Source organism: Vannielia litorea (assembly GCF_018424695.1).
Taxonomy (GTDB): Bacteria; Pseudomonadota; Alphaproteobacteria; order Rhodobacterales; family Rhodobacteraceae; genus Vannielia; species Vannielia litorea_A.
Genome location: NZ_QTNQ01000061.1, coordinates 1 through 26,220, shown reverse-complemented (window position 1 = coordinate 26,220; position 26,220 = coordinate 1). Strand labels below are relative to the sequence as shown.

The 26,220-nt window shown below is 67.3% G+C and carries 24 protein-coding genes and 1 pseudogene; 15 read left to right on the top strand and 10 right to left on the bottom strand.

Annotated elements, in window-relative coordinates; genetic code table 11:
* From DYI42_RS17370 to DYI42_RS17345, 6 genes and pseudogenes are all read right to left on the bottom strand, one after another.
* A pseudogene (locus tag DYI42_RS17370) lies at nucleotides 1-863 on the bottom strand (hypothetical protein); the annotation flags it as partial.
* Nucleotides 860-1,276: a biopolymer transporter ExbD gene (locus tag DYI42_RS17365; RefSeq protein WP_213547527.1), complete on the bottom strand. Its 417-nt coding sequence runs from the start codon at nucleotides 1,274-1,276 to the stop codon at nucleotides 860-862. The gene DYI42_RS17365 and the pseudogene DYI42_RS17370, both read right to left, overlap by 4 nt.
* A gap of 103 nt (nucleotides 1,277-1,379) precedes the next feature.
* On the bottom strand, nucleotides 1,380-1,922 hold the full coding sequence (locus DYI42_RS24325; protein WP_213547525.1) for an ExbD/TolR family protein: 543 nt from the start codon (nucleotides 1,920-1,922) through the stop codon (nucleotides 1,380-1,382).
* An 18-nt stretch (nucleotides 1,923-1,940) separates the two neighbouring features.
* On the bottom strand, nucleotides 1,941-2,591 hold the full coding sequence (locus DYI42_RS17355) for a MotA/TolQ/ExbB proton channel family protein (protein WP_213547523.1): 651 nt from the start codon (nucleotides 2,589-2,591) through the stop codon (nucleotides 1,941-1,943).
* Nucleotides 2,592-2,625: 34 nt separating this feature from the next.
* Nucleotides 2,626-3,057, bottom strand: a complete 432-nt coding sequence (locus DYI42_RS17350) for a hypothetical protein (RefSeq protein WP_342344689.1) — start codon at nucleotides 3,055-3,057, stop codon at nucleotides 2,626-2,628.
* A 254-nt stretch (nucleotides 3,058-3,311) separates the two neighbouring features.
* On the bottom strand, nucleotides 3,312-3,833 hold the full coding sequence (locus tag DYI42_RS17345) for a hypothetical protein (RefSeq protein WP_213547521.1): 522 nt from the start codon (nucleotides 3,831-3,833) through the stop codon (nucleotides 3,312-3,314).
* Between the two features lie 112 nt (nucleotides 3,834-3,945).
* On the opposite strand from DYI42_RS17345, the gene DYI42_RS17340 reads away from it, so the two are divergent.
* The 7 genes from DYI42_RS17340 (at nucleotide 3,946) to DYI42_RS17310 (ending at nucleotide 13,923) form a co-directional block, all read left to right on the top strand.
* The gene (locus DYI42_RS17340) at nucleotides 3,946-4,380 is read left to right on the top strand and encodes a DUF1036 domain-containing protein (RefSeq protein WP_244867993.1); all 435 of its coding nucleotides are present in this window, start codon (nucleotides 3,946-3,948) and stop codon (nucleotides 4,378-4,380) included.
* A gap of 130 nt (nucleotides 4,381-4,510) precedes the next feature.
* A complete protein-coding gene (locus DYI42_RS17335) occupies nucleotides 4,511-6,550 on the top strand; it encodes a caspase family protein (RefSeq protein WP_213547516.1) in 2,040 nt (679 codons plus the stop codon).
* A 55-nt stretch (nucleotides 6,551-6,605) separates the two neighbouring features.
* On the top strand, nucleotides 6,606-8,216 hold the full coding sequence (locus DYI42_RS17330) for a caspase family protein (RefSeq protein ID WP_213547515.1): 1,611 nt from the start codon (nucleotides 6,606-6,608) through the stop codon (nucleotides 8,214-8,216).
* Between the two features lie 45 nt (nucleotides 8,217-8,261).
* Nucleotides 8,262-10,655 (top strand): peptidoglycan DD-metalloendopeptidase family protein, encoded by a 2,394-nt coding sequence (locus DYI42_RS17325; RefSeq protein ID WP_213547513.1) that lies wholly within the window; start codon nucleotides 8,262-8,264, stop codon nucleotides 10,653-10,655.
* A gap of 298 nt (nucleotides 10,656-10,953) precedes the next feature.
* The gene (locus tag DYI42_RS17320) at nucleotides 10,954-12,339 is read left to right on the top strand and encodes a bifunctional enoyl-CoA hydratase/phosphate acetyltransferase (protein WP_213547511.1); all 1,386 of its coding nucleotides are present in this window, start codon (nucleotides 10,954-10,956) and stop codon (nucleotides 12,337-12,339) included.
* Nucleotides 12,336-13,484: an acetate/propionate family kinase gene (locus DYI42_RS17315; RefSeq protein ID WP_213547509.1), complete on the top strand. Its 1,149-nt coding sequence runs from the start codon at nucleotides 12,336-12,338 to the stop codon at nucleotides 13,482-13,484. Before DYI42_RS17320 ends, DYI42_RS17315 begins: the two co-directional genes overlap by 4 nt.
* A gap of 139 nt (nucleotides 13,485-13,623) precedes the next feature.
* The gene (locus tag DYI42_RS17310; RefSeq protein ID WP_213547507.1) at nucleotides 13,624-13,923 is read left to right on the top strand and encodes a PAAR domain-containing protein; all 300 of its coding nucleotides are present in this window, start codon (nucleotides 13,624-13,626) and stop codon (nucleotides 13,921-13,923) included.
* 17 nt (nucleotides 13,924-13,940) lie between these two features.
* Here DYI42_RS17310 and DYI42_RS17305 read toward each other — a convergent pair whose 3' ends face one another.
* A complete protein-coding gene (locus DYI42_RS17305) occupies nucleotides 13,941-14,594 on the bottom strand; it encodes a GntR family transcriptional regulator (protein ID WP_213547505.1) in 654 nt (217 codons plus the stop codon).
* 139 nt (nucleotides 14,595-14,733) lie between these two features.
* Between DYI42_RS17305 and dctP the strand changes: the two genes are divergently transcribed.
* The 8 genes from dctP to dusA all read left to right on the top strand — a co-directional run bounded on the left by dctP (nucleotide 14,734) and on the right by dusA (nucleotide 24,112).
* Entirely contained in the window at nucleotides 14,734-15,720 is a 987-nt protein-coding gene (gene dctP, locus DYI42_RS17300) for a TRAP transporter substrate-binding protein DctP (RefSeq protein ID WP_213547503.1), read from the top strand.
* A gap of 75 nt (nucleotides 15,721-15,795) precedes the next feature.
* Entirely contained in the window at nucleotides 15,796-16,386 is a 591-nt protein-coding gene (locus DYI42_RS17295) for a TRAP transporter small permease subunit (protein ID WP_213547501.1), read from the top strand.
* Nucleotides 16,386-17,702, top strand: a complete 1,317-nt coding sequence (locus tag DYI42_RS17290; protein ID WP_213547499.1) for a TRAP transporter large permease — start codon at nucleotides 16,386-16,388, stop codon at nucleotides 17,700-17,702. Before DYI42_RS17295 ends, DYI42_RS17290 begins: the two co-directional genes overlap by 1 nt.
* On the top strand, nucleotides 17,699-18,946 hold the full coding sequence (locus tag DYI42_RS17285; RefSeq protein WP_213547497.1) for a malonyl-CoA decarboxylase: 1,248 nt from the start codon (nucleotides 17,699-17,701) through the stop codon (nucleotides 18,944-18,946). Before DYI42_RS17290 ends, DYI42_RS17285 begins: the two co-directional genes overlap by 4 nt.
* A 14-nt stretch (nucleotides 18,947-18,960) precedes the next feature.
* On the top strand, nucleotides 18,961-20,478 hold the full coding sequence (locus tag DYI42_RS17280) for a malonate--CoA ligase (RefSeq protein ID WP_213547494.1): 1,518 nt from the start codon (nucleotides 18,961-18,963) through the stop codon (nucleotides 20,476-20,478).
* A gap of 223 nt (nucleotides 20,479-20,701) precedes the next feature.
* The gene (locus DYI42_RS17275) at nucleotides 20,702-21,904 is read left to right on the top strand and encodes an aminopeptidase P family protein (RefSeq protein WP_213547492.1); all 1,203 of its coding nucleotides are present in this window, start codon (nucleotides 20,702-20,704) and stop codon (nucleotides 21,902-21,904) included.
* Between the two features lie 93 nt (nucleotides 21,905-21,997).
* Entirely contained in the window at nucleotides 21,998-23,017 is a 1,020-nt protein-coding gene (locus DYI42_RS17270) for a GlxA family transcriptional regulator (protein WP_213547489.1), read from the top strand.
* A 96-nt stretch (nucleotides 23,018-23,113) separates the two neighbouring features.
* On the top strand, nucleotides 23,114-24,112 hold the full coding sequence (gene dusA, locus DYI42_RS17265) for a tRNA dihydrouridine(20/20a) synthase DusA (protein WP_213547487.1): 999 nt from the start codon (nucleotides 23,114-23,116) through the stop codon (nucleotides 24,110-24,112).
* Nucleotides 24,113-24,257: 145 nt separating this feature from the next.
* Here dusA and DYI42_RS17260 read toward each other — a convergent pair whose 3' ends face one another.
* The 3 genes from DYI42_RS17260 to ccmI are packed head-to-tail and all read right to left on the bottom strand — an operon-like array spanning nucleotide 24,258 to nucleotide 26,184.
* Entirely contained in the window at nucleotides 24,258-24,494 is a 237-nt protein-coding gene (locus DYI42_RS17260) for a DUF1289 domain-containing protein (RefSeq protein ID WP_440870648.1), read from the bottom strand.
* Nucleotides 24,494-24,967 (bottom strand): Holliday junction resolvase RuvX, encoded by a 474-nt coding sequence (ruvX, locus tag DYI42_RS17255; protein ID WP_213547485.1) that lies wholly within the window; start codon nucleotides 24,965-24,967, stop codon nucleotides 24,494-24,496. Before ruvX ends, DYI42_RS17260 begins: the two co-directional genes overlap by 1 nt.
* On the bottom strand, nucleotides 24,964-26,184 hold the full coding sequence (gene ccmI / locus DYI42_RS17250) for a c-type cytochrome biogenesis protein CcmI (RefSeq protein WP_213547475.1): 1,221 nt from the start codon (nucleotides 26,182-26,184) through the stop codon (nucleotides 24,964-24,966). Before ccmI ends, ruvX begins: the two co-directional genes overlap by 4 nt.
* Between the last annotated feature and the right edge of the window lie 36 nt (nucleotides 26,185-26,220).

The window sequence follows — 26,220 nt, the reverse complement described above, 5'->3', positions numbered from 1 at the left end:
GGTGTCATACCTTCGGGGATGGCGGGTTGTGCCGCTATCCGCTCCGGTGCGGCGGCGGGGGCCACGGTATCGGCGGGCGGGGCCTCGGAGGGCGCAACCCTTGGCTCCGGCGCGGGCTCGGGCGCGGCGGCCACCTGCACCTCGCCGGTCTCGCGCACGGCTGCCTGCGCCTCCACCTCGGCCTCGCTTCGCACCCGCTCGCGGCCTTCATCCTCGCCCGCCACGATCCTGTCTTCCGCCACGCGGGCGGTCGCGGTTTCGGGCACCTCTTCGGGCGGGCGCTCGGCGCTTGCGATCTCGGGGCGCGCGGCCTCATCGGCCACCACCGGGGCGGCGGTGATACGCGCCGGCGTGGCCTCGCGCGCCTCCTGCACCTCTTCGGCGCGCGCGGCCTGGGCCGTCTCGGCACGCGCGGCCGGGGCGGCGCCGGACTGGGCGGCGACCGGGGCGCCGGTGATCCGGGTGGCCCCGTCGCTCACCGGTTCGGCGGCAGTGGGCGCGGGCTGGCTGCGAACCCGCTCGGCGGGGGCTGCCACGGCGCTGGAGTCGGCAACCGGGTCGGCCCGCTCCGCCTCGGCCACCGTCGGGGCCGCTTCGGGCCGGGACGGCGCTTCGGCTGCCTCCACCGCTTCGGCCTCGGCGACCGTGGGCTGGGCCGACCGGGTGGCCATTTCGATCATCTCCACCGTCACCTCGGTCTCGATGGCGGGTTCGTCGGCGATGGGCTCGGGCATCCGCTCGCGCGCCCAGGTGATCGCGGCCAGATGGGCCGCGACGGCCAACAGAAGCGCGGCGAGCCAGAGCACGATCTCGGTTTGCGTGCGCGGCTCGATGTATTGAACGGGGCCGGTCGCGTCGCTCATTCCGGGCCTCCCGCCTTCAGCGTCACCAGCTTCACCGTGCGCCCGGCGGGCAGCAGCACCTGCATCGCGCGCAGCAGCCGGTCGGCGGGCATCTCGCGTGGGGCGAGGATGTAGACTGCGTTTGGCTGGCCTTCAGGCGGGGGCGCACGCAGGGCTTCAACCACGGCGGCCTCTTCCATCGGCGCCCCGTCGAGCGACCAGCTGCCCGTGCCGTCGATCAACAGGAGAGGGCGGGGCAGGCGCTCCAGCGGCAGGTCGGCGGTTTCGGCCAGGTCGACGGCCAGTTCGTCGGTTTCCACGATGGTGCCGACGACGAGGAAGAAGAGGACGAGCAGCAGCACGATGTTGACCTGCGCGAGGCCGAAATCGGGGCGGCGGCGGTGGCGTTGGGCTTCGAGCTTGGAGGCGAGCATCAGCGGCGCCCTCCCGGGCAGGGCCCAGACGGAACATGTCCCGTACTGCGCCAGGTGGAGCGCCGCGAAGACGCCTCGAAGGGCGGATGAGCGGCGCGCCGGGTCACAGCCCCGGCTTCCCGATCAGGCGCAGCTTGGCCACCTCGCCAACGCGGATCGCCTCAATCACGGTGGCCACATCCTGCGTGGTGGCGACCGGCGTGGTGAAGAGCAGGATCTCTTCCAGCCCCTTCTCCTTCAGCGCCGGGATCACCTGCGGCAGCGCATCGAGCGGCAGGGTGGCCGCGCCCGCGCGCAGCTCGCCCCGGCCCACGTGCCAGATGACGATGCTCTGCGCCCCGCCACCCGGCGCCTCCGGCGCGGCGGTGCTTTGGCCGGTGGCGGCGGCGGGTGTGCCGAGGGTGATGAGCGAATAGGGGGCGAGCGAGGTGGAGAGCATGAAGAAGATCAGCAGCTGGAACATCACGTCCGCCAGCGGGGTGAGGGCAAAGGGCGCTTTCCGGTCGCCGCGCGGATCGGGCAGGTAGACATCGCCGCTCCGGGTGCCGCTGGTGGGCATCGCCGCGCCGACAACCGTGTGCCCGGCGCCGCCCGACAGGCCCGCCGCGTGGGGCATCGGGCCACCGATCACCGTCTTGCCCGACACCTTCCCGCGCCCCGCCGCTTACACGATCGTCTTGCCCGGCCGGGTCTCCACCCGCCCGTGCAACACGGTCGATATCAGCCGCTCCAGCGCCTCGCGCTCGCGGGCGATGCGGCCTTCGAGCCAGAGCGAGATGAAATAGAAGAAGATGGCGATGGCGAGGCCCACGGCGGTGGTGATCAGGGCCGTCCAGATGCCGCCTGCCAGCACGCTCGGGTCCACCGCTCCCTCGGCCTGGCTGAGGCGCCCGAAGGCCTCGATCATGCCCACCACGGTGCCCAGAAGGCCCAGCATGGGTGCGGCCTGGACCACCGCCTCAAGCGCGTTCATCCGGCGGCCCATCAGCGCCAGCTCATCCAGCGCCGTCTGGGTGGCCAGCTCACGGGCAAAATCCCGGTCCCCGGGGTTCTGGCGCAGGGCGGAGAGGGCGGCAAAGAGCACCCGCACGGCAGAGGTGTTGCGCTTGTCGGCCATTGCCAGCGCCCCGTCGCCATCGCCGCGCAGGTACTTGTCGACAATCTGGGCGGGCAGCTTGCGCCGCCCGACCCCCAGCCGCATGAATTGGAAGATCTTGAAGAGCGCCACCGTCAACGCCACCAGCGAGGCAAGCGCCAGCACAGCCAGAATCGCCCAGGCGTAGCCGTTCAGCCCTTCGGGCAAATAGGCATCCATCCGTCACTCCCGAGTGGTGCGTCCATCGGTGGCCTTACAGGCCGAACTGGATCTCCGCACGCGACGAGGTTGTGAGCCCGGCCATGCAATCGGGCGAGGCACCGCCGGCGCCCTCGCACTCGCTCACAGAATTGACAAGCAGGCGCGAGATATTCGAGCAGGCCATGTCGGCAAGGTCGAACTGGACGACCTTGGTCTTGTCGGCCTGAAGCTGGCCGAACTCCAGGATCAGAAGCCGCGAAACCACGCCATCCTGATCGAACACGGCCACCTCGTAGCTGGCCTTCTCAAGGCCTTCTCCGGTGTTGTTGGTGGCCACGTAGGTCAGCCGACATCCCTCGCCAACGTCACGTGCGGCGTTGAGCTCAAGGCCGAAATTCCCGGCCTGGGCAAAGGCAGGAAGCGCCATGCCGGCGACCATGGCCGTTGCGAGAAGCGTGGAAGAAAAGGTTTTCAGAACAGGCACGTCGCGCCTCCCCCCGTTACGATGAGTTCTTATCCCAGAAGTGCTAGCACGCCCCTGCCCAAGCGCAAAGCCTTCGGTTGCAAAAACCGCGTGACGCGAGGGCAGCGGGAGGGCAATCGGCAGGCCTCGCCACCTGCGGGGGCGGTGGCGCGACGCACTGCAGGACAAGCAAATAGCCCGGACGGCGAAATCGCCTCCGGGCTCTTCATCTATGTCAGGCTCGTGCCGCGCTTCGCGGCGCTGGCCCTATCGGATCAGCGGAACTCGCCGACGCTCCAGAGCGCACGCGGTTTGATCTTGGAGCCGCCGCGCGGGCTCTTCGTGCGCGTCTTCACCACCACCTGACGACCGGCTTCAGGGCGGCTGGCAATCGGGATGTCGCCATCGAAATCGTCGGCCGAGGCGAAGATGTCGGGGCGGGAGGGCGGTCGAACTTCGCCGCCATCGTCCGCCCGGACGTCATTGGCGAAGAGCTCGTCGATGCTGTCGGCCAGCGGGCCGTCAGACCTGCCGTTGTCCTCACCGGTGCCCGCAAACACGCTTTCCGCGTCCCGCATTTCGCTGAGCGAGGCTGCTTCCTTTTCCGACATCTCGGTTGTCGCACCAAGGAAGTCTGCCACGCCCTCCTCGTCGGAGGCGATCCTGTCGGCCTTGGTCAGGCCGGGCATGGCGGGGGTCATCATGTGGAACTTGGCGATCTGCGCCGTTGCAGGGGCGGCAAGAACCATGGTCATCGCAGACAGGGCGACGAACGTCTTCAGGTACTTCTGAGTCATGGTCTTTCTCCAGCGTTGGAATGACCATAACCTGTAACCGGATTGTTTTCAATCTGCGGCGGAATAATGGCCATTTCTTGCCCAGCCCCTCAAAAGCGGCTTAAGTCGCGCCATGACGCGGAAAATACCTTTGAGAAACACTGCTCTCGCTGCCCTGGCCTGTGTCGCCCCTGCAACGTTTGCAGCACCCGCACGGGCAGAATTTGCAGTCTGTAACCAGAGTTTCGACGTGATCAACGTCGCCATTGCACAACTGGTTGACAGCCAGTTCCAGACCGAGGGCTGGTGGACGATCGGCACCAACCAATGCGCGAACGTCATCAAGGAAGAGCTCACCAACCGGTATATCTACGTTTATGCGACCGACGTGTTCGGGCAGCCGATTCTCGATGGCACCGTCTCGATGTGCATCGGCGCGAAAGCCTTCGAGATCGAGGGGATCGAAAACTGCTGGGAGCGCGGCCACCGGGCGGCGATGTTCCACGAGGTCGACACCCAGGCCACCGTGCGCTGGACGCTGTTCATCACCCCGCCAGGGGGCGGGTGAGGGTGGTTGACAGGGAGCAGGAGCATTCACATCTAGTTGAAGACAAAGATTTGAACCCCACAGGCTCGCATTTACGCCCCCTTTCGGCTAAGGTGAGCCGAAGTTTTTTTGACCCAGAGATGATTGGCGGATGACCATGGCGACAACGCCCACCCCCCAGAGCTTTTCCCGCAGGATCGCACGTGCAGGCATGGGGCTGCGCTCGGCGTCTGCTCTCGTCGGCGGCGCTGCCCGCAGGGCAGGGCTGGGCCGGGCGGCACGGAGCGCGCCGCTGGCGCTGATCTTCGTCACCGCCGCCACGCTGACAGCCGAGGCCAAGCGGGTGGCGCTGGTGGTGGGCAACGCCGCCTACGACAACGTCTATGCCCTGAAAAACGCCACCAACGACGCGCAGGATCTGGCCGCCTCGTTGGAACGTCTCGATTTCGAAGTTACCCTGCTGACCGACGCCACTGAGGCCGATTTCTGGACCAGGCTCGATACCTTCGCCGCCGAGGCTGAGGGGGCGGAGAGCGCGATGTTCTTCTTCTCCGGCCACGCCTTCCAGCTGGGCGGGGCCAACTACCTCGTGCCCAAGGATGCCACGCTGGCCTCCCGCGAGGCGATCGAGCAGGAAACATGGCGGCTCGACGAGATCGTGAAGCGCCTCTCGGACAAGAACCGCCAGACGCTGATCTTCCTCGACGCCTGCCGCAACAACCCGCTGCCCGAGAGCATGCAATCCGAGGGCACCCAGGGCTTGGCCCAGATGGAAAAGGGCTCAGGCACCTTTGTCGCCTTCGCCACCCAGCCCAACAACGTCACCTCCGACGGGGCAGGGGAGAACTCGCCCTTCACCCAGGCTCTGCTTCAGCACATCGAGGAGCCGGGCATCTCGGTCTCCGACCTCATGATCCGCGTGCGCAATGACGTGGAGAGCGAAACCTTTGGCCGGCAAACCCCGTGGGATCAGTCGTCCCTGCGCGCCCAGTTCTACTTCAACCCGCAGGTCGAGCAGACCGCCGAGCTGACCGACGCCGACTACGAGTTGATCGCCGCGCTCGATCCCGAAACCCGCAAGCGCCTGCTGGCGGCGCTGGGGAACTCGGGCACCAACATCGTGATCGAGGAAGTCGAGGAAGAGGTCGAGGAGATCGTCGAGGCTGTGGCCATCGTCGATATCGTCGACGTTCCCGACGAGAACACCCCGGTCGAAACGCCTGACAAGGCCGGCGGTGAAACCGTGGTGGCCTCCAACGAGGCCGAGAAGGCCGATGGCGGCGACAGTGCCGTGGTTGTGATCGGCGGAGACCAGGCCCCCGAGCGCGTCGCCGCAGGGGGGGACACCGAGAAGGCCGGTGCCGCCGATGCTGAAACCGTGGTGGCCTCCAACGAGGCCGAGCGCGCCGAAGGTGCGGGCGGCGCCGAGCGTGTCACCGGCACCGAGGTGGCGGGCGCCGAACGGGTCACCGGGTCGGAAGTCACCGGCACCGAGGTGGCCAGCGCAGAGCGCGTGACCGGCACCGAAGTCACTGGCGAAGAGGTGACCGGCACCGAAGTGGCCGGCGCCGTGCCGCCCGACCCCAACCGCAACCGCACCAAGGTGATCGGCCCCGATGGCGAAGAGCGTGAAGCCGTCATCCTCGCCGGTCTTGCGCCCACCCGCTCGCTCTCGCCCACCAGCGCCGCACCGCGCAGCCGTGTCGTGGGCCAGGAGATCGACCGCAACAGCGACGAGGCCCGCGAGGCCGGCATCGCCCCCGCCGAGCCGGAACTGAGCGGCGATGCGCTGGCCTCCGCAGTGCAAACCGAGCTGAGCCGCCTCGGCTGCTACCGGATGCGGATTGACGGCGACTGGGGCAAAGGCTCTCGCGTGTCGCTCTTCCGCTACTACGCCGCCCGCAAGATCGCATCCGACCAGCTGGAGCCCAGCAATTCGCTGCTGCGCCGCCTGAAGGCGGATGACGAGGTGGCCTGTAAGGCCGTGCAGCAGGTGGCCTCCAAGAAAGCCTCCAAGGCAATCTCCAAGGTCCGTACGGCCTCGGCCCAGAAGAAGGCGACAACCACCAAGACCTCGGCGCGCACATCCAGCAAGCCGCGGATCAAGGGCAACACCACCACCAAGCGCACGGCTTCGGGTGGTACCAAGAAGACCGTGACCAAGAAGCTGCGGGCTGGCGTGTTCCGCTGATCCGCAGATCGCCCGGCCACGTCAGGCCGGAGAGAGAGACCATAGGGAGGGCGCCATGGCCTCTGTGACCGGTGTGTTCCTTGCTTCTTCTTCCATGTCCCGCCCATGGAGCCGCCCGCGCCGGTGGCTCTTTGCGCTGCTCATCGCCCTGGCGCCCGGCGCCGCGCTTGCCGAAGGCAAGATCGCGCTTGTGGTGGGCAATGCGGCCTACTCCGGGCTCCAGCCGCTCGCCAACCCGGTGAACGACGCGCAGGGCATGGCGCAGGCGCTTGAGCGCGTTGGCTTCGAGGTGACGCTGCTCACGGACGCCCCGCAGGACCGGCTTGCGCCCGTGCTCGATGCCTTCGCCGCCCGGGCCGAAACCGCCGAAACCGTCCTGTTCTACTATTCCGGCCACGCGTTCCAGCAGAACGGCGAGAACATGCTGGTGCCCGCCGACGCCGAACTGCGCAGCGCCGAGGCGCTGGAGGCGGAAACCTGGTCCTTCTCCGAAGACATCGTGGCGCGGCTCTCTGGCGAGGGGCGTCAGGCGCTCTTCTTCCTTGATGCCTGCCGCAACACGCCGCTGCCCCTGTCGCTGCGCGCGGAAAGCGGCTCGGATGGCCTGGCCAAACCCGATACCGGCACCGGCAGCTTCGTGGCCTTCGCCACCCAGCCGGGCGCCGTGGCGCGCGATGGCATCGGCGGCAACAGCCCTTTCACCCTCTCGCTGCTCAAGCACATGGAAACGCCCGGCATTTCGATCTCCGACCTGATGATCGAAGTGCGCAACGAGGTTGTGGAAGCCACACATGAAACCCAGGTGCCCTGGGACCAGTCGTCGCTGCGCGCGCAGTTTTACTTCGTGCCGGTCGAAGAATCGGGGGCCACCATCACCGAGGCCGACCTCGACGCCATCGGTGGCCTCGATGAGGAGAGCATCCGCAACGTGGTGGGCGCCCTCGCAGAAAACGGGGTGACCTTGGAGATCCTCGTGGTCGAGGAGGAAGAGACGGTCGATGTCGCCGCGGTCGAGGCCCAGCCCATCGTCGCCATCGAGGACGTGCCCGACGAGGAGAGCGCGGACCCCGACGCGGGCGAAGAGGTCGCCATGCTGGACGAAACGCGCTCCGTCGCGGAGGGCGATGTGGCAGAAGGCGAAGAGGCGGCGCCAACTCTGGCCGACCAGGTCGCCGCTGCCGAGGCCGCCGAGGCCGTCTCGGAGGGACGCGACGCCGAGGGGCCGAGCGAGGAAGAGCTCGCAGCTGTGGATCTGCCCGAAAACCTCGCGCTGGGCGTGCAGCAGGAGCTGGCCCGCGTCGGCTGCCATCGTGCGGCGGTCGATGGGCTCTGGGGCAAGGTCAGCCGCATCTCGCTGCTGCGCTACTACACCGCCAAGGGCAAGGTCACCGCCGAGGAGGCGCGCGCCGAGCCGACCGAGCTGGCCTATCGCCGTCTCGCGCTGGAGCCGGGCGTTGTCTGCGAGGGCGTGGTTGCCGCGCCCACCCGCGTGGCCTCCGCCCGCTCGGGCGGCACGCGCACCGTCGTCAAGCAGGTGGCCGCTCCCGCGCCCGCGACCGCGCCCAGCACCAGCACGCCCCGCATCTCGACCAAGCCCACCACATCCTCCAGCGGCGCGAAGGTGCCGCCCAAGATCAACCGCGCCCGGCCCGGTGTCTTCCGTTAGGCTCAAGGGCGTTGAAAATTCTGAGAAAACCGCCATCCTGACCCCGTGCTGAAAGACCAGATAGACCCCCGTTTCACCCAGGCCGCCAGCGCCGCCAAGCGGCGCAAGCGCGCCGCCACGCGTGGCCGGGTGCTGCTGGGGCTCGGGCTGGTGGTGCCGGTCGCCCTGATCGGCCTCGGTGTCTGGCTGACATGGGACAAGTGGTCGTTCAACACGGGCGGCAGCGATGTCGCCGCCGAAGACCTCGAAGAGCAATTCGCCGTGTCTTCCGATGAAGATACCGCCGCCGCGTCCTCGGCCTTCGTCGCCGCCTTCGTCGATCTCGCCGGTGACCCGCTGATCATCCGTTTCTCCGACAACGGGGAGGACACCAAGAAGAAGCTCCAGGCCCCGTCCACGATAGGCGGCACGCGCGCCCCGCGCGGTGAGCTACTTCTGGTGAGCGACGTCATGGTATCGACCGAGGCGCGCTTCGTCACGACGCTGCCCTCCAGTCAGGAAGACTTCGCCTTCTTCCAGCTCCAGAAGAGCGCGCCCCAGAAGGCCGAGGCGGCCACGGCGGAAGAAACCCGCGAGGTGGCCGATGCGCTGGGGGAAGAGGGGGGCACCGAGGCGGTGAGCGAAGAGCTCGGCGAGGCCGCCGAGACGGAAGGCTACCAGGAAACCGCGCTCGACGACGAAACCGGCGGATGGGGCGAGGCCGTCGGCGATGAAGAGGCCGGTGTGCCCGGCTATACCGAGACAGTCATCGAAAACACCACCTCCGTCGTCTACACCCGCCCGCAGGATCTGCGCGACAAGCTCGACCGCGACATCTTCGTAAAAATCCAGCACGACCGCGCGGTGGAAGACCTGTTGGTCGACAACGGATTCTACGAGACCGAGGCCAAGACGGTGGCCGAGGCAGCGCGCGACTACTTCCAACTCGATGGCCTGAGCGCCGGGCAGGTGGTGGCCATGCGCGGCCAGCCGCAGCTGGGCGGCGCGCTCTCGTTCCGCCAGATGTCGATCTACGACAACGAGGTGTTCTTCGGCACGCTGGCGCTGACCGACGAGGGCGCAATCGGCCCCGGCTCCGACCCCTGGGTGGAGGACGAGCTCTTCGACTATGCCGGCGAGGAAGAAGAGGAGCAGGTGACCGAGCAGCGCTACCGGATGCTCGACGCCTTCTACTCCGCGGCCATTCGCAACGGCATTCCCTCCGTCATCGTGGGGGAGGCCATCGCCCTGCTCTCGAAAGAGCATGACCTCTCGGCCTTCGCCAATCCTGGTGACAAGATGCGCTTCCTCTACGCCCCGCCCGCCGAAGGCGACGACGGTGGCACCGGCGCCAGCCGCATCCTCTACATCTCGATCCAGGGGGAGTCGGTAGACATCGAGTGTTTCGTCTACGCCACCAACGCCGATGGCGACATGGGCTGCTTCGGGCTGAAGCCCAAGGCGGGCACCGGTGGCGGCCTCGTGGGCGGCATGGTGACGCCGGTGAAAGGGGTGCTCACCTCGCGCTTCGGCCCGCGCCACCACCCCATCCTGAAAACGGTGCGCGTGCACAAGGGTGTCGACTGGGCCGCCCCCACCGGCACGCCGATCTATGCCGCCTTCGATGGAACCATCAGCTATGCCGGGCCGGGCGGCGGCTATGGCAACCTGCTGAAGGTGACGCACTCGGGCGGCATGGAAACCCGCTATGCCCACCTGTCGCGGTTCGGCTCCGAGCCCGGCCAGCGGGTGCGGGCGGGTGATGTGATCGGCTATGTCGGCACCACCGGGCGCTCCACCGGGCCGCACCTGCACTTCGAGCTCTACCTGAACGGAACAGCAATCGATCCGCTGGGGGCATCCGTGCCCTCGGGTGGGGCCGTGGCCTCGGGCGACAGCTCGGGTGCGGTGGAGGCGCTGGTCAACCAGATCATCCGGGTGGAGTCGGGCGGCAACGCCTCGGCAAAGAACCCGCTCTCCAGCGCCACCGGCCTCGGCCAGTTCATCGAAAGCACCTGGATCCGGATGATGAAGACCTACCGGCCTGACCTGGCCTCCACCCTCTCGCGGGCCGAACTTCTGGCCTTGCGCACAGATCCGACGATCAGCCGCGAAATGGTGAAGCGGCTGGCGATGGAGGGGGAAAGCTACCTGCGCGCCCGGGGCCACGGGATCACGGCGGGGCGCCTTTACCTGGCCCACTTCCTTGGCGCGAAGGGGGCCTCCGTGGTGCTGTCCAACCCCGATGACGCGATGCTTATCGACGTGCTGGGCGCGGGCGTGATCCGGGCCAACCCGTTCCTGAAGGGCAAGAACGTGGGTTACGTGAAGGCCTGGGCCGAGCGCAAGATGTCGGGCAGCAAGGGGGCCGTGGTTGTGACCTCGGCACCGGTGGTGCGCGAGCCCGGCGGCCTGCCCGATTACCGCAAGACCATCAACACCCTGCTCACCCGCATCTGACCCGCTGCCAAATTGTGCGGCTTGCGCCGCATTCCATTTTTTGTCCGCGCGTTGCAAGGTTCGGGCTCCTGATCCGGCGGTGTCGCGGGGGGAACGGGCAGGGCAGAGTATTTTCAGCAAGAAAATGCGGGCGAGGGGGGCTTTTTCACTGTGTTGCGCTCGATCCGGCGCCGGGGGCCCAAAACTTGGTCACCCGCCGTGTCACCGGGGTGTTACAGGCGCATGGCAGGCCCGGAAGGCTGGCCAAGGCGGGCGGGTTGCGCCAATCTGCCCGCGATATTTCCAGGGAGACATTTGGATGATTCAGGAATTCAGCAATACCCCCTATGACCAGCTCGAAATTGGCATGGAGGCCGAGCGCAAGCGGCTGGTGCTGGCCGACGATCTTTACGTCTTTGCCAACAGCTCGGGCAACCTGAACCCGCTGCACCTGCCGCGCGAGGATGGCGATGGTGACGGGCTGCCCGAGGCGGTGACCCCCTCGATGTGGCTGGCCGCCCAGATCTCGGCAGTGTTCGGCAACCAGCTGCCCGGGCCGGGCACGCTTTATCGCAGCCAGGATCTGGAGTTTTGCGGTCGCGCCTTTGCCGGTGACGAGGTGGTGACGAAGGTGGTGCTGGTGGCCAAGGAGGCGGATCGGGTGGCACGGTTCCACACCACCGTCACGCGGGTGTCCGACGGCGCCGTGATCGTGCGCGGCGAAGCCACGGTCTTCGCCCCCGAACATCCGCAGAGTTTCAAGGCCGATGACATTCCGGGCCTCACGGTGCGGCGACACAAGCATTTCGATGCGCTGATCGACCTTGCCGGCCCGCTGCCCGCGATCCCCACCGCCGTGGTTGCGCCCGAGGAGGCCAACAGCCTCGGCGGGGCGCTGCTGGGCTGGGATCACACGCTCATCACCCCCATCCTCATCGGCGATCCGCTGAAGATTGCCGCCGCTGCCGAGGAGATCGGCCGCGATATCTCCGCCCTCGAAATCATCGCCGAGCCGGATCATGCAAAGGCCGCCAAACTCGGCGTCTCGCTTGTTCACGAGGGCCGCGCGAAGGCGGTGATGAAGGGGCATTTGCACACCGGCCAGCTTCTGGGCGCGGTCTTCGCGCGGGAGGGGGGCTTGCGCACCGGGCGGCAGATTTCCCATGTCTTCGTGATGGATGTGCCGGGGTTGGAGCACCTGCTGCTGATCACCGACGCGGCGATCAACATCACGCCTGACCTTGAGACCAAGGTGGATATCGTCCAGAACGCGATCGACCTGGCTCATACGCTGGGCATCGCCGAGCCGAAGGTGGGGGTGCTGAGCGCTGTGGAGACGGTGAACCCCAAGATCCCTTCCACCATCGACGCCGCCGTTCTGAGCAAGATGGCGGATCGTGGCCAGATCAAGGGTGGGCTGGTGGATGGGCCGCTGGCGATGGACAACGCCATCGACGTGGACGCCGCCAAGACCAAGGGCATCAAGGGCCTCGTCGCCGGCCGGGCGGAAATACTCGTCGCGCCCAACATGGAGGCGGGCAACATGCTGGCCAAGGAGCTGACCTTCGTGGCCCACGCCGAGGCGGGCGGCATCGTGATCGGCGCGCAGGTGCCGGTGATCCTGACCAGCCGGGCCGATGATGACGCCGCGCGCCTCGCCTCCTGCGCCGTGGCCGCGCTCTACCAAAACGGTCGTCGGGCATGAGCGCGATCCTCACGCTGAACGCCGGGTCCAGCTCGATCAAGTTCGGGCTGTTCGATGCCGAGAGCCTTGAAGAGGAGGCCGGCGGGCAGGTGGAGCGGATCGGCGCGCCGAAGGCCGAGCTCGACCTCGAGATCCCCGGCCAGCCCAAGGTCGAAACCCGGATGGCCATCCCGGATCACCGGGCGGCGGTGGCGGCGATCCTGGAGGCGGTCGAGCCCTATCTGGATGGGCGGCCGGTGGTGGGCGTCGGCCACCGGGTGGTGCACGGGGGGCCGGATCACGGGGCGCCGCTGGTGCTGGATGCAGCCAATACCGAGGAACTTGCCGCGCTGGAGCCGCTCGCGCCGCTGCATCAGCCGCACAACCTGGCAGCCGTTCGCGCCGCGCGCGAGGCCTTTCCGGGCGTGGTGCAGGTGGCGGTCTTCGACACGGCCTTCCACCGGGGGCACCCCTGGGTGAATGACACCTACGGCCTGCCGCGCCGGTTTTACGACATGGGTGTGCGCCGCTACGGCTTCCACGGCCTGTCATACGACTACATTTCCGGCAAGCTGGCCGACGCCTATCCGGCGCTGCACGAGGGCCGCGTGGTGGTGGCTCACCTCGGTAACGGCGCCTCGCTCTGCGCCATCGAGAACGGGCGTTCGATTGCCTCCACCATGGGCTTCTCGGCGCTCTCCGGCCTTTGCATGGGCACCCGCCCGGGCCAGATGGACCCGGGCGTTCTGCTCTGGATGATCGACGATCAGGGCATGTCGTCCGAAGAGATCACGCGGGTGCTCTACCGCGAAAGCGGGCTCAAGGGCCTCTCTGGAAAGACCAACGACATGCGCGCGCTTCTGGAGTCCGAGGAGGAAGAGGCGGCGCAGGCGGTGGAGTATTTCGTCAGCCGCGTGGCGCAGGAGGTGGCGGCGATGGCGGTGGCGATGGAGGGGATCGACGCCCTCGTGTTCACCGGCGGTATCGGCGAAAACGCCGCCCCGATCCGGGCGCGCGTGCTGAGAGCACTGGCCTTCCTCGGGTTCACGCTCGATCCGGTGGCGAACGAGGCGGGCGACGAGCGGATCAGCTCGGGCCTTCCGGCTCTTGTGCTGCCCACGAATGAAGAGCTTGTCATCGCGCGCGCCGTGAAGGCGGCGCTCTGACAGGCGTGGCCATGCGGCGTCAGTCCGGGGCTGAAGGCGCACTGCCGAGATGACAGGCGGGGCAGGGCGGGCTAGGATGCACGCCGAACCGGCTCTGCGGGCCGGTATGTCAGGTGAACGGTAGAAGAAGGATCGACAGGTGCCAAAAGTCACGCGTCTGGGAGATATCGGTTCCGGCCACAGCTGCCATTTTCCGCCTACGCCCTCCATCGGGGCCTCGCCTGACGTTTACGCCGAGGGCAAGGCGGTGGTGCGCAAGGGCGATCCCTACGCGCCTCACGCCTGCCCGACCTGCCCGGCGCCGGTGCATCCGCGCAGCCTTTCGGCGGGGTCCGGCAGCGTCTATGTCAACGGCATCCCGGCGGGCCGCGTGGGCGATTCCATCTCCTGCGGCGGCGCCGCAGATGCCGGCGCGTCGGACGTGTCCTTCGGCGACTGAGCCGCGCGTTTCGCGCTTTAGCCCGCCGCTTTCAGCCCCGCCATCAGGTGGTGAAACTTCTCGCCCTGCACGGCCACGTGGCGGCGAACTTCATCGGCAGCGGCAGCGGCATCGCCGCGCTCCAGCGCCGCGACGATCGCCTCATGTTCGGCCATGGATTGCGGCATCCGTCCGCGCAGGTGCAGCTGCCGCCGCCGGAAGGGCGTGAGCCTGCGGTGCAGCCGGCGGCATTCCTCCTCCAGAAAGCCGTTGCCCGACTGCCGGTAGAGAATTGCATGAAACCGCTCGTTCTCGATGTAGTAGCGGTCGGCGTCGCGCGCTTCCACGGCGGTAAGGCACTTGGCATTCGCCTCGCGCATCTCTTCCAGCGCATCATCGTTGATCCGCGTGGCGGCCAGCCGGGCGCAGGCGGCCTCCAACTCGGCCATCACCTCGAACATCTCCATCAGCTCTACCGGCCCGGGCTGACGCACAAAGACACCCCGGCGCGGAATATGTTCGACGAGGCCTGAAATCGCGAGCCGTTGCAGGGCCTCGCGCAGTGGCGTGCGCGAAACGTCGAACCGTTCGGCAAGCTGCACCTCGTCCAGCCGGTCGCCATCTGCGAAGGCCCCTTCGAGGATCAGTGCCTCGAGCTGTTCTGCGATTGTATCGGCCCGCTTCTGGTTCATTCTTCCTGTATACAACTGCGAAAAATTCCGAACAAGAATAACTTTCTTGTATACAAGATGATTGACCTACAGAACAAATACTGCAAATATCCGACTCGGTCGCCCCCAATGTGGTGGCCGACACGGGAGGAGAATAAGCATGAAGTTTACCAAAACCGTCGCCGCCGTTGCGGCGCTGGCCACATGGGCTGGCGTTGCCCAGGCCCAGGATACCCTGCGCCTGTCGCACCAGTGGTCCGAGGGCGATGTCCGCCACAAGGTGGCGCAGATGGTCGCCGATGAGGTCGCCGCTGCCGATGTGGGCCTCGATATCCAGATTTTCCCCAGCCAGTCGCTGTTCAAGGCGCGTGAGCAATACAAGCCGCTCTCGCGTGGGCAGGTCGACATGATCGTCTTCCCGCTTTCCTATGCGGGCGGGCTGCGCAATGCCTATAACCTCACGCTGATGCCGGGGCTGGTGAAAAACCACGACCATGCCGCGCGCCTCAACGATTCCGAGTTTATGGGCGAGATCGAGAAGATCATGGCCGACGATGACGTGATGGTGCTGGTGCACGGCTACCTCGCCGGTGGCTTTGCCGGCACCGAGAAGTGCATCACCGCGCCGGAGGATGTGCAGGGGCTGCAAACCCGCGCGGCAGGCAAGGCCTTTGAGCAGATGCTCGCCGGGGCAGGGGCCTCGATTGCCTCGATGTCTTCGGCCGAGATCTACAACGCCATGCAAACCGGCGTTCTGGACGCGGCCAACACCTCGTCCTCGTCCTTCGTCAGCTACCGCATCTACGAGCAGGTGGCCTGCTTCACACCGGCGGGCGAATATGCGCTGTGGTTCATGTATCAGCCGCTGATGATGAACAAATCGGTCTATGACGGGCTCAGCGACGAGCAGCGCGCCGCGCTGGATGCCGCCGCCGAAAAGGCCGAGGCCTTCTACCTCGAAGAGGCCAAGAAGCAGGATGGCGCAGCCCGTGACACCTTCGCCGAGAATGGCGTGGAAATCGCGGAAATGACCAAGGAGCAGTTCGATGCCTGGCGCGCTATCGCGCAGGAAACCTCCTACGCCGCCTTCCTCGAAGGCTCGCCCGAAGGGCAGAAGCTGCTGGATCTTGCTCTCTCCGTCGAGTGATATCACCTTCGCCACCGGGAGCGTGCCCCGCGCGCTCCCGGTGCAACCTGACTCCCCAAACCCCATGAGGACACCATGTCCGGTTCGCCCCACGCCGTGGCCTCCGCACGCCACGGCGGCAACATCTTTCTTCGCGCCGTCGGCCTGCTGTCTCAGATCGCGGGCGTCATCGCGGCGCTTCTGATCCTCGCCTCCATCGGCGTGACTTGCCAGATGATCTTCATCCGCTTCGTGCTGAACGGCAGCACCGTCTGGCAGACCGAGGGCGTCACCTACATGATGGTTGCCGCCACCATGCTGGGGCTGCCCTACGTGCAGTTCCTGCGCGGGCACGTCAACGTGGACCTGCTGCCTCTGATGCTGCCGCCGGGCGCGCGCAAGCTGCTGGCCTTCGGCGTGCTGGCGCTGACGCTGGCCGTGGTCGGGGTGATGCTCTGGCATGGCTACCACTTCTGGCACGAAGCCTGGGACTGGGGCGAAACCTCCAACAGCCCGTGGAACCCCCGGCTCTGGGTGCCCTACCTCGCGCTGCCGCTGGGCTTCGGGCTCTACGCGCTACAACTCACAGCCGACACCGTCGCAATGCTGACCGGCATCGAGCAGCCCTTCGGCCTTGAGCCAGAGGCGGGGCTGGTGCCCGACCCGAACACCGAAAGGGCCGACTGATGGATCCGCTTACACTTGGCCTGCTGGTTGCACTGTTCACCGTCGGCGTGCTGCTCTCGGGCATATCCGTAGCCGCCGGGCTGCTCGTCGTCTCAGCCGGTTTCCTGATCGTCTTCGACGGCATGTCGTCGCTCAGTCTCATGCCCGAAATCTTCTTCGGCAAGCTCGACAACTTCGCGCTGCTGTCGATCCCGATGTTCATCATCATGGGCGCGGCCATCGCCTCCACCCGGGCGGGGGCCGACCTCTACGAGGCGCTGGAGCGCTGGCTCACCCGCATGCCGGGCGGGCTCGTTGTGTCCAACCTCGGGGCCTGCGCGCTGTTTTCGGCGATGAGCGGCTCCAGCCCGGCCACCTGCGCCGCCATCGGCAAGATGGGCATCCCGGAGATGCGCAAGCGCGGCTACCCCGATGCAGTGGCGGCGGGCTCCATCGCCGCAGGCGGTACGCTGGGTATTCTCATTCCGCCCTCCGTGACCATGATCGTCTACGGCATCGCCACCGAAACCTCGATCGGGCGGCTGTTCCTCGCAGGGGTCATCCCCGGCCTCCTGCTGGTGCTGCTCTTCATGGGCTGGTCGCTCTATTCCACCTGGGCCTCGGGCGACGCCCGTGTGCTGCGCTCTACGCCCTACACGTGGCGCCAGAAGCTGGAGATCCTGCCCCGCGTCCTGCCCTTCATCGCCATCATCCTCGGCGTGCTCTACGCCATGTATGGCGGTATCGCGACCCCGTCGGAAACGGCGGCGGTGGGGGCGCTTCTCTGCCTCCTCATCGCCATGGTGATCTACAAGCTGTGGGATCCGCGCCAGCTTTGGGTGGTGCTGCGCGACAGCACACGGGAGTCGGTGATGATCCTCTTCATCATCGCCGCGGCAGGCGTGTTCAGCTACATGCTCTCCTCGCTCTTCATCACCCAGTCCATCGCGGCCTGGATCGGGGATCTGGAGGTCAATCGCTGGGTGCTGATGGCGCTGATCAACCTCTTCCTGCTGGTGGCGGGCTTCTTCCTGCCGCCGGTCGCGGTGATCCTGATGGCCGCGCCGATCCTGCTGCCGATCATCACCACCGCCGGGTTTGATCCGATCTGGTTTGCCGTGGTGCTGACGATCAACATGGAAATCGGGCTCATCTCGCCGCCCGTGGGGCTCAACCTTTACGTCATCAACGGCATCGCGCCCGACATCAAGCTGAAGACGATCCTGGTGGGCTCGCTGCCCTATGTCGCCTGCATGGTGATTGCCATCGTGCTGCTGTGCCTCTTCCCCGGGCTGGCCGTGTGGTTGCCCGACTTCGTCATGGGGGCAGAGGTATGACCCTTCTGGCCGATATGCTCTCCACCGTCTTCGAGCGCCGCCACGCGCCGTGGCGCGGCACCCGGGCCGATGATCGCCCGCTGCCCGAACAGGCCGCCGACCTGATCGGCGCGCGTGGAGAGATCTCGGGCATCGCCTTGGCCCGCAACATCCTCGATGGTTACGCCGGGCTGGACGATGACGAAAAGCTCGCCTTTTTCCATCACCTGGCGCAGGAGATGGCCGTCGATGTGGGTGCGGTGCGCGCGGCGCTGGCCGACTACGAGGACGGCCAGACGAAGGCCAGCTATAGGGCCTTCGTTCAGGCCACGGAGCCGCCCCGGCAAGAGCTGATCCGTCGGCTCAACCAGGTGCCGGGCGCAACCCATACACTGGTTCAGATGCGGGCCGATCTGCTGCGCCTCGGACGCCAGGACGACAGCCTGATGGCGCTCGATCTCGACTTCCGCCACCTCTTCGCCTCCTGGTTCAACCGCGGCTTTCTGGTGCTGCGCCCGATCAACTGGAACAGCCCGGCCACGATCCTCGAAAAGATCATCGCCTATGAGGCGGTGCACGCCATCCACAGCTGGGACGATCTGCGCCGCCGGGTCGAGCCGCCCGACCGGCGCTGCTTCGCCTTCTTCCACCCGGCCATGCCCGACGAGCCGCTGATCTTCGTCGAGGTCGCGCTGACCAAGGGCACCCCCGGCTCGGTGCAGGCGCTTCTGGCCGAAGACCGGGAGGAGCTGGATGAGGCGGAGGCCGATACGGCGGTGTTCTACTCCATCTCCAACTGCCAGAACGGGCTGGCCGGCATCAGCTTCGGCAATTCGCTCATCAAGCAGGTGGCCGCCGATCTGTCTATCGAGCTCCCGGGGGTGAAAACCTTCATCACCCTGTCACCGATCCCCGGGCTGATGCGCTGGATGCAGGAGGCCGCGCCCGAGCAGGATCTGTCGGACGACGCCCAGATGCGCGCGCTCGCCGCCTGGTATCTGACGCGGGCCAAACGCGCCGACGATCAGCCGTTGGACCCTGTGGCCCGCTTCCACCTCGGCAACGGCGCTTCGGTTCACGGGGTGCACGCGGGCGCGGACCTCTCCGAGAACGGGCGCGCGCAATCCGCCGGGGTGATGGTGAATTACCTCTACGACCTGTCGCGCGTGTCGCAAAATCACGAACGCTTCGCCGCCACCCGGTACATCGCCGCCTCTTCCGAGATCCGTTCGCTGGCCAGCGCCGGCGACAAAGCCCTTGCCTGAGGGAGAATAGCCCCATGACGAACACGCTCTACGATGCCCTTTTCGGCCAGCACGCGGGCCGCGACGCGCCCTTACTGCTGCTTCCCGAGGGCGGCAGCATCACCTACGCCGGCTTCCTCGCCCGCGCCGCCCAGCTGGCCCATGCGCTGACCGGGGCAGGGCTGCAACCGGGCGACCGACTGGCCGCGCAGGTGGAAAAGTCGCCCGAAGCGCTGATGCTCTATGCCGCCTGCGTGCAGTCCGGCGTCATCTTCCTGCCGCTCAACACCGCCTATACCGCGGACGAGCTGAGCTATTTCATCGAGAACTCCGGCGCCAAGCTGGTGGTCTGCGACCCGGCGAAGGCCGATACTCTGCGCGCGCTGACAGAGGCACAGGGTGCCGCGCTGCACACCCTTTCCGCCGATGGCAGCGGCAGCCTCACCGAAGCCGCCGCAGGCTGCCCCGAGGTCTTCGACACGGTCGCGCGTGGCGAAGATGACCTCGCCGCCTTCCTCTACACCTCGGGCACCACCGGGCGCTCCAAGGGTGCGATGCTGAGCCACGGCAACCTGCTCTCCAACGCCCGCACGCTGGCCGAGCACTGGCGCTTCACCGGCGAGGACGTGCTGCTCCACGCGCTGCCGATCTTCCACACCCACGGGCTCTTCGTGGCCACCAATGTGACGCTGGCGGCAGGCGGGGCGATGATCTTCCTGCCCAAATTCGACCCGGAGGTGATCCTTTCGCGGATGCCGGAGGCCACCGCCATGATGGGCGTGCCCACCTTCTACACCCGCCTGCTGGACGACGCCCGCCTCACCCGCGAGGCCACCGCGCATATGCGCCTCTTCGTCTCCGGCTCCGCGCCGCTGCTGGCGGAAACCCACAAGGCCTTCGAGGCCCGCACCGGCCACGTCATCCTCGAGCGCTACGGGATGACCGAAACCAACATGAACACCTCCAACCCCTACGACGGCGAGCGCCGCCCCGGCACCGTCGGCTTCCCACTGCCCGGCGTAGAGCTGAAGATCACTGACCCCGACACCGGCGCAACCCTGCCCGATGGCGAGGTGGGCCAGATCGAGGTGCGCGGGCCCAACGTGTTTCAGGGCTACTGGCAGATGCCCGAAAAGACCGCCGCCGAACTGCGCGAAGACGGCTTCTTCATCACCGGCGATCTCGGCAGGATCGACGCCGAGGGCTACGTGCATATCGTCGGGCGCGGCAAGGATCTCATCATCTCAGGCGGCTACAACATCTACCCGAAGGAAATCGAGCTGATGCTCGATGATCAGCCCGGCGTGCTTGAATCCGCGGTGATCGGCGTGCCTCACGCCGACTTCGGCGAAACCCCCGTTGCCGTCATCGTGCCCGAGCAGGGCGCAAGCCCCGACATCGAGGCCATCGACGCCGAACTCCGCGAGAAACTGGCCCGTTTCAAACATCCGCGCGCGATCCGCCTCATCGACGCCTTGCCGCGCAACACCATGGGCAAGGTGCAAAAGAACCTTCTGCGCGAGCAGTATCAGTCCCTCTTCTCGGCGGCTTGAAAGCGGTGCGGAGCGGCGGCTGCCCCTCCGCACCGTGCATCGCAATTTCCGCTTGCCCGAGGCTTGCCCGATCGCCCATAACCGCCGCAGGGCAGGCGATGGCGTCGCCAGCGCGGGCACGCGCGCCCACCCCCCCATCCTGAACGCCGGGATCTTGCTTTGTCGTTGCCGCGGCGGGGGAGATCCACCTTCCGCGGCCACGTCCACGAGAAGGATTTTGCGAATGGACCGTCCCGAATTCTACCGTTTCCACCAGGGCGAGCGCGTCTTGCCCTTCCAGCCCGCCGAATACGAGGCCCGGCTGGCTGGCCTGCGCGCCGCCATGGACAAGGCCGGGGTGCAGGCCTGCGTCTTCACCTCGATGCACAACATCGCCTATTACTCGGGCTTTCTCTACTGCTCCTTCGGGCGCCCCTACGGCCTCGTCGTCACCCCCACCGAAAGCGTGACCATCTCCGCCGGGATCGACGCCGCCCAACCCTGGCGGCGCGGCCATGGTGACAACATCACCTATACCGACTGGCAGCGAAACAACTACTGGCGCGCCATCCGCTCCGTCACCGGCGAGGGCCGCGTGGTGGGCTATGAGGGCGATCACATCACCCTCGCGCAAAAGGCGCTGCTCGACGAGTTTCTGAAGCCCTCCGCCACCCAGGACATCGCCCCCGCCACGATGCGGCAACGGATGCACAAATCCGAAGCCGAGCTGGCGTTGATCCGCCAGGGCGCGCAAGTGGCCGATGTGGGCGGATATGCCATCAAGGACGCCGTCAGGGAAGGCGCGCGCGAGATCGACGTTGCCATGGAGGGGCGCGACGCGATGGAGCTGGAAATCGCCCGCCGCTTCCCCGAGGCCGAATATCGCGACACCTGGGTCTGGTTCCAGTCGGGCATCAACACCGACGGCGCCCACAACCCTGTCACGGCGCGCAGGCTGCACCGGGGCGATATCCTCAGCCTGAATGCCTTCCCAATGATTTCAGGCTATTACACCGCCCTTGAGCGCACGATGTTCGTGGGCGAGGTCGATGACGCCTCGCTGAAGATCTGGGAGGCCAACGTGGCGGCCCACGAGTACGGCATGAGCCTGCTGAAGCCGGGGGCCTCCTGCGCCGAGGTCACCCAAAAGATCAACAGCTTCTTCGCCGAGCGCGACCTGCTCCAATATCGCACCTTCGGCTACGGCCACAGCTTCGGCGTGCTCTCGCATTACTATGGCCGCGAGGCCGGGCTCGAACTGCGCGAGGATATCGACACCGTGCTGGAGCCGGGCATGGTGATTTCGATGGAGCCGATGCTCACCATACCCGAGGGCCAGCCCGGGGCAGGGGGCTACCGTGAGCACGACATACTCATCATCACCGAGGAGGGGCACGACAACATCACCGGCTACCCCTATGGCCCGGAGTTCAACACCGTCGGCTGACCCGGCACCCGTTGTCACATCGCGGCGTCCGTAGCATACCGCTTCGGGCGCCGTTTTGTGCTAGGCATCACCGGGGCCCGACCGCGAGGACGCATGACCAAAGGCCGACCAGACACCGCAAGCCTCGTTCCCGGCGGGGCCTTCACCTATCCGCTTTCCGATCCCGGCCCGACGCGCTGGTTCGGCTTCTTGCTGCTGCCAGAGTTCACCCTGCTGGCCTTCAGCGCCGCGCTCGACCCGCTGCGCATCGCCAACCAGCTGGCCCAGCAACCGCTCTATGGCTGGGTGATCCTCTCGGGGGATGGCAGGCCCGTTCGCGCCTCCTCCTATGCCGAGGTCGCGGCCCATGGCGATCTGTCGCTGCTGGAGAAGGACATGCACCTGCTCGTCTGCTCCGGCAACCGGCACACCGACGTCGCCTCCAATGAAGAGATTGCGGCCATCCGCCGCCACGCGCGCTTTGGCGGGCGGGTGGGAAGCATCTGCACCGGGGCCTCTTCGCTCGCCCGTGCCGGCCTGCTCGCGGGGCGGCGCTTCACCCTGCACTGGGAGAACCAGCCCGGCTTTTCCGAGAGGTTCCCCGACCTCGCGCCCACCCAACGCCGCTTCGAGGTGGATGGCGACCTGCTCACATGCGGGGGAGGGGCGGCCGCCACCGAGATGATGATCTCGCTCATGGCAGAGCACCACGGCCCCGATTTCGCAGTTGCCGTGTCCGACATGTGCCTCTCGGGGGCCAACACCCATCCGCGCCACGAGCAAAGATCGTCCATCGCCACCGCCATCGGGTCGCGCAACCCCCGGCTGCTGGGCTGCCTGCGCGCCATGCACGCCGCCGTCGAAGAGCCACGCCCGCTTGACGCGCTTGCCGAGGAGGCCGGCATGTCGCGCCGCCAGCTCGAGCGCCTCTGCCGCAACATCCTCGGCCAGAGCCCGGCCACCGTCTACCGCAACATCCGGCTCGACCGCGCCCGCGGCCTGCTGATGGAAACCGATATGTCGGTGATGGAAATCGCGCTTGCGACGGGCTTCAGCTCTTCGGCGATGCTGTCCCGCAACTTCAAGGAGCGCTTCGGGATGACGCCCATGGCCCAGAAGGCCCGTCAGGGATAAAAGGCGCGCACAGGCCGCGCCACAGCCGTTTGCCGCCGCAGGTGCAGCCCACTATGGTGCGCCCACAATGATGCACCGCACGAGCCCCTCAGACAGATGACAGACACCGCCGAATCCGCCGCCCGCCTTTCCGTCGCGCCCATGATGGATTGGACGGATCGTCATTGCCGGTTCTTCCACCGGCAGATGACCAGGCGCGCGCTGCTTTACACCGAGATGGTCACCGCACCCGCCCTTGTGCGGGGGGGAGCGGTGCATCTGCTGGAGTTTGACGCAGCCGAGCACCCGGTCGCCGTGCAGCTTGGCGGCTCCGAGCCGGAGGAGCTGGCGCAGGCGGCGCGCCTTGCGGAGGCGGCGGGCTACGCGGAGGTCAACCTGAACATCGGCTGCCCGTCCGACCGGGTGAAATCGGGCTGCTTCGGCGCGGTGCTGATGAAATCCCCCGAGCTGGTGGCCGACTGCCTCACGGCCATGCGCGAGGCGGTTTCGGTCCCCGTGACGGCCAAGTGCCGGATCGGCGTCGACGAGCAGGAGCCGCGAGAGGTGCTGCCCGCCTTCCTCAAGATGATCGAACGCACCGGCCTGCGCCGTGTCACCATCCACGCCCGCAAGGCCTGGCTCCAGGGCCTCAGCCCCAAGGAAAACCGCGAGGTACCGCCGCTCGATTACACCCTTGTGCAAGAGATGAAGGCGGCGTTTCCCGGCCTGCACCTGTCGATCAACGGGGGCGTCACCACGCTTGCCGAGGCCCGGTCGCATCTCGACGCCGGGATGGATGGCGTGATGATCGGGCGCGCTGCCTACCACGACCCGGGCCTGCTTCTGGGCGTCGATGAGGAGATCTTCGGCGAAGCCCCGCGCGCCACCACCCGGCGCGACGTGGTGGCGGCCATGCGCCCCTACATCGCCGCCCATCTGGAGGCGGGCGGCAAGCTCGCCCAGATCACCCGCCACATGCTTGGCCTGTTTCAGGGCCGACCCGGAGCCCGCGCCTGGCGCCGCATCCTCTCCGAAGAAGCCCATCGCGATGGCGCCGGGCCGGAGGTGCTCGACCACGCCCTCGCCGCGCTGCCGGAAACCAGCCTCGCCGCCTGAGCCGAAGGTGCCGCCAAAAGAGATTCAGTGAGTATTTTCCAGCAAGAAAATGGACAATTCGGCTAAAATTGTCCCCGCCAGGTTCCATTTTCTTGCTGCAAATACCTCCGGGGGGGGTGGGGGGCTGGCCCCCCACGGCAAGGCGTTATCCGTCCCGTCGCGCCATCCGGCCGTTGCGCCCGCCGCGCCGCTTGCGGTGTGCGCCCGCGCGGTTCGGCAGTTCTTCGATGAGGGCGTGGCGCTCCTCCGGGCTCATCCGGCCCCATGCGGCGATTTCGTCAATCGAGCGCAGGCAGCCGGTGCAGAGCCGCGTTTCCGGGTGGATCACGCAGATCTTGATGCAGGGGCTCTCGATCTCGTCGCGGCGCCAGAGCTCGTCCATCAGCCCCTCCCGATATAGGCGAGCCTGTCGAGCGCGCCTTGCAGGATGTAGCCCGCCGCCACGTGGTCGATCACCTCGGCGCGGCGGGCGCGCGAGGTGTCGGCCTCCAGCAGCGCACGCTCGGCGGCCACCGTCGACAGGCGCTCGTCCCAGAAGCCCATCGGCCTCTCCCAGAGGCGCGATAGATTGCGGGCAAAGGCGCGGGTGCTCTGCGCGCGCGGCCCCTCGCTGCCATCCATGTTGCGCGGCAGGCCCAGCACGAGCCCGGCTATTGAACGTGCGCTCAAAATACCGATCAGCGCTTCGGCATCCTGGGTGAATTTCTTGCGGCGGATCGTTTCCAGCGGAGTGGCGACGGAGCGCAGCCCGTCGGAGACGGCCACACCCACGGTCTTGGTGCCAAGGTCGATCCCGGCCAGCGCGCCGGTGCGGGGCAGGGCGGCGGCGAAGTCCTCGAAGCTGTCAAAGATCATTGGCCGGCCCCGGCGGCGGCCTCGATCATCGCAATCGCGCTGTCATTGCCCGCAAACACCTCGCGCGCTTCGGAAAGGATCTCGGCCTGCCGGTCTGTCTCGCCCAGAACGCCCAGGGCGCGCACAAGCTGCGCCCACCGTTCCGGCGGCCCGCCCTCGGTCGCCAGTTCCTCCGCCAGCCCCTCGACCATGCCGCGCACCATGGCTTGCCGATCCTCGTCGCTCATGTCCTCTGCGGCAGCCATGTCTGCCGCGCTTGGGCCGCGGACCGTTGCCTTGGGTGTGTAATCCACACCTGCGGAGCGGGCGGCGGCAGCCATCTGGCGGGGCAGGTCTGCCCCCCATGGCGCGCCTTGCGGCACGTTGCCCTCGACCGAGCGCCACACGTTGAAGGCAAGGTCCGCCCGGCCGGTCTGGGCCCGCATCAGGCCCCAGTAGTAGCGCGCATTCATGTTCTCGCCGTCCCGGCGCAGGGCCTCGCCCAGCACCGCCTCCGCCTCGGGTGACACGTAGCCACCCGCCTGCGTGATCCAGAGTTCGGCCAGCAGCACGAAGTCCTGCGCCTGCGCCCCATCGCCCTTGATCCGCAAAACCTCCTGCTGCGCCTCGGCAGCCGCGCCGAAATTGCCGATGGCGGCCTCGTTGCGCACCAGCAGCACATGGCCCTGCAAGTCGTTCGGGCGATTGGCCACCGTCTCCCGCAACTGGCCCATCAGCGCTTGGAACTCCTCCGAAACCTGCGGATCGGGTGTGTCGGGCAGGCTCTCTGCATAGCGCGCGGCCGCCGTTTCCTGCCGTGCCCGGTTCACGCGATAGGCCTCTGCCGCCTCCAGCCGGGCTGCGATCGGCGTGTCCGGGTAGCCCGGCGCGCCCAGCACGAAGTAGAGCCCGAAGCTGCCCGCCGCCACCAGGGCGGCCAGCCCCACCGCAAGCCCGAGGCTCAGCTCGCGCGGCGCGCGTGCCGGGCCATCCGTGCCTGCCGCCGCGCGGTCGGCCTCCAGGATGCGCCGCTTGATCTCCAACTCCAGCCGTGCGGCCTCGCCCGCGTCGATCCGGCCCGCCGCCGCATCCGCTTTCACCGTCGTAAGCTGCTCGCGGTACAGCCCGATGCCCGGCACGTCCGACGCCTCCGCCGCGCCGCGCCGCGCCAGCAGTGCGCGCGCCAGAAGCAGCACCGCAACCAGCGCCAGCCCTCCTGAAATCACCCAGAACCCCATGGACCCTCCAAGCTCTTTGCCCCTGCCTTACCGCCC

Excerpts from the sequence above, each read along its gene's own strand:
- dctP (WP_213547503.1), top strand. The coding sequence starts at position 14,734 with ATGAAGTTTACCAAAACCGTCGCCGCCGTTGCGGCGCTGGCCACATGG.
- ccmI (WP_213547475.1), bottom strand. The coding sequence starts at position 26,184 with ATGGGGTTCTGGGTGATTTCAGGAGGGCTGGCGCTGGTTGCGGTGCTG.
- DYI42_RS17345 (WP_213547521.1), bottom strand. The coding sequence starts at position 3,833 with ATGACTCAGAAGTACCTGAAGACGTTCGTCGCCCTGTCTGCGATGACC.
- DYI42_RS17340 (WP_244867993.1), top strand. The coding sequence starts at position 3,946 with ATGACGCGGAAAATACCTTTGAGAAACACTGCTCTCGCTGCCCTGGCC.
- DYI42_RS17315 (WP_213547509.1), top strand. The coding sequence starts at position 12,336 with ATGAGCGCGATCCTCACGCTGAACGCCGGGTCCAGCTCGATCAAGTTC.
- DYI42_RS17285 (WP_213547497.1), top strand. The coding sequence starts at position 17,699 with ATGACCCTTCTGGCCGATATGCTCTCCACCGTCTTCGAGCGCCGCCAC.
- DYI42_RS17365 (WP_213547527.1), bottom strand. The coding sequence starts at position 1,276 with ATGCTCGCCTCCAAGCTCGAAGCCCAACGCCACCGCCGCCGCCCCGAT.
- DYI42_RS17320 (WP_213547511.1), top strand. The coding sequence starts at position 10,954 with ATGATTCAGGAATTCAGCAATACCCCCTATGACCAGCTCGAAATTGGC.
- DYI42_RS17330 (WP_213547515.1), top strand. The coding sequence starts at position 6,606 with ATGGCCTCTGTGACCGGTGTGTTCCTTGCTTCTTCTTCCATGTCCCGC.
- DYI42_RS17335 (WP_213547516.1), top strand. The coding sequence starts at position 4,511 with ATGACCATGGCGACAACGCCCACCCCCCAGAGCTTTTCCCGCAGGATC.
- DYI42_RS17305 (WP_213547505.1), bottom strand. The coding sequence starts at position 14,594 with ATGAACCAGAAGCGGGCCGATACAATCGCAGAACAGCTCGAGGCACTG.
- DYI42_RS17260 (WP_440870648.1), bottom strand. The coding sequence starts at position 24,494 with ATGGACGAGCTCTGGCGCCGCGACGAGATCGAGAGCCCCTGCATCAAG.
- DYI42_RS17280 (WP_213547494.1), top strand. The coding sequence starts at position 18,961 with ATGACGAACACGCTCTACGATGCCCTTTTCGGCCAGCACGCGGGCCGC.
- DYI42_RS17275 (WP_213547492.1), top strand. The coding sequence starts at position 20,702 with ATGGACCGTCCCGAATTCTACCGTTTCCACCAGGGCGAGCGCGTCTTG.
- DYI42_RS17290 (WP_213547499.1), top strand. The coding sequence starts at position 16,386 with ATGGATCCGCTTACACTTGGCCTGCTGGTTGCACTGTTCACCGTCGGC.
- ruvX (WP_213547485.1), bottom strand. The coding sequence starts at position 24,967 with ATGATCTTTGACAGCTTCGAGGACTTCGCCGCCGCCCTGCCCCGCACC.
- DYI42_RS17295 (WP_213547501.1), top strand. The coding sequence starts at position 15,796 with ATGTCCGGTTCGCCCCACGCCGTGGCCTCCGCACGCCACGGCGGCAAC.
- DYI42_RS17270 (WP_213547489.1), top strand. The coding sequence starts at position 21,998 with ATGACCAAAGGCCGACCAGACACCGCAAGCCTCGTTCCCGGCGGGGCC.
- dusA (WP_213547487.1), top strand. The coding sequence starts at position 23,114 with ATGACAGACACCGCCGAATCCGCCGCCCGCCTTTCCGTCGCGCCCATG.
- DYI42_RS17355 (WP_213547523.1), bottom strand. The coding sequence starts at position 2,591 with ATGGATGCCTATTTGCCCGAAGGGCTGAACGGCTACGCCTGGGCGATT.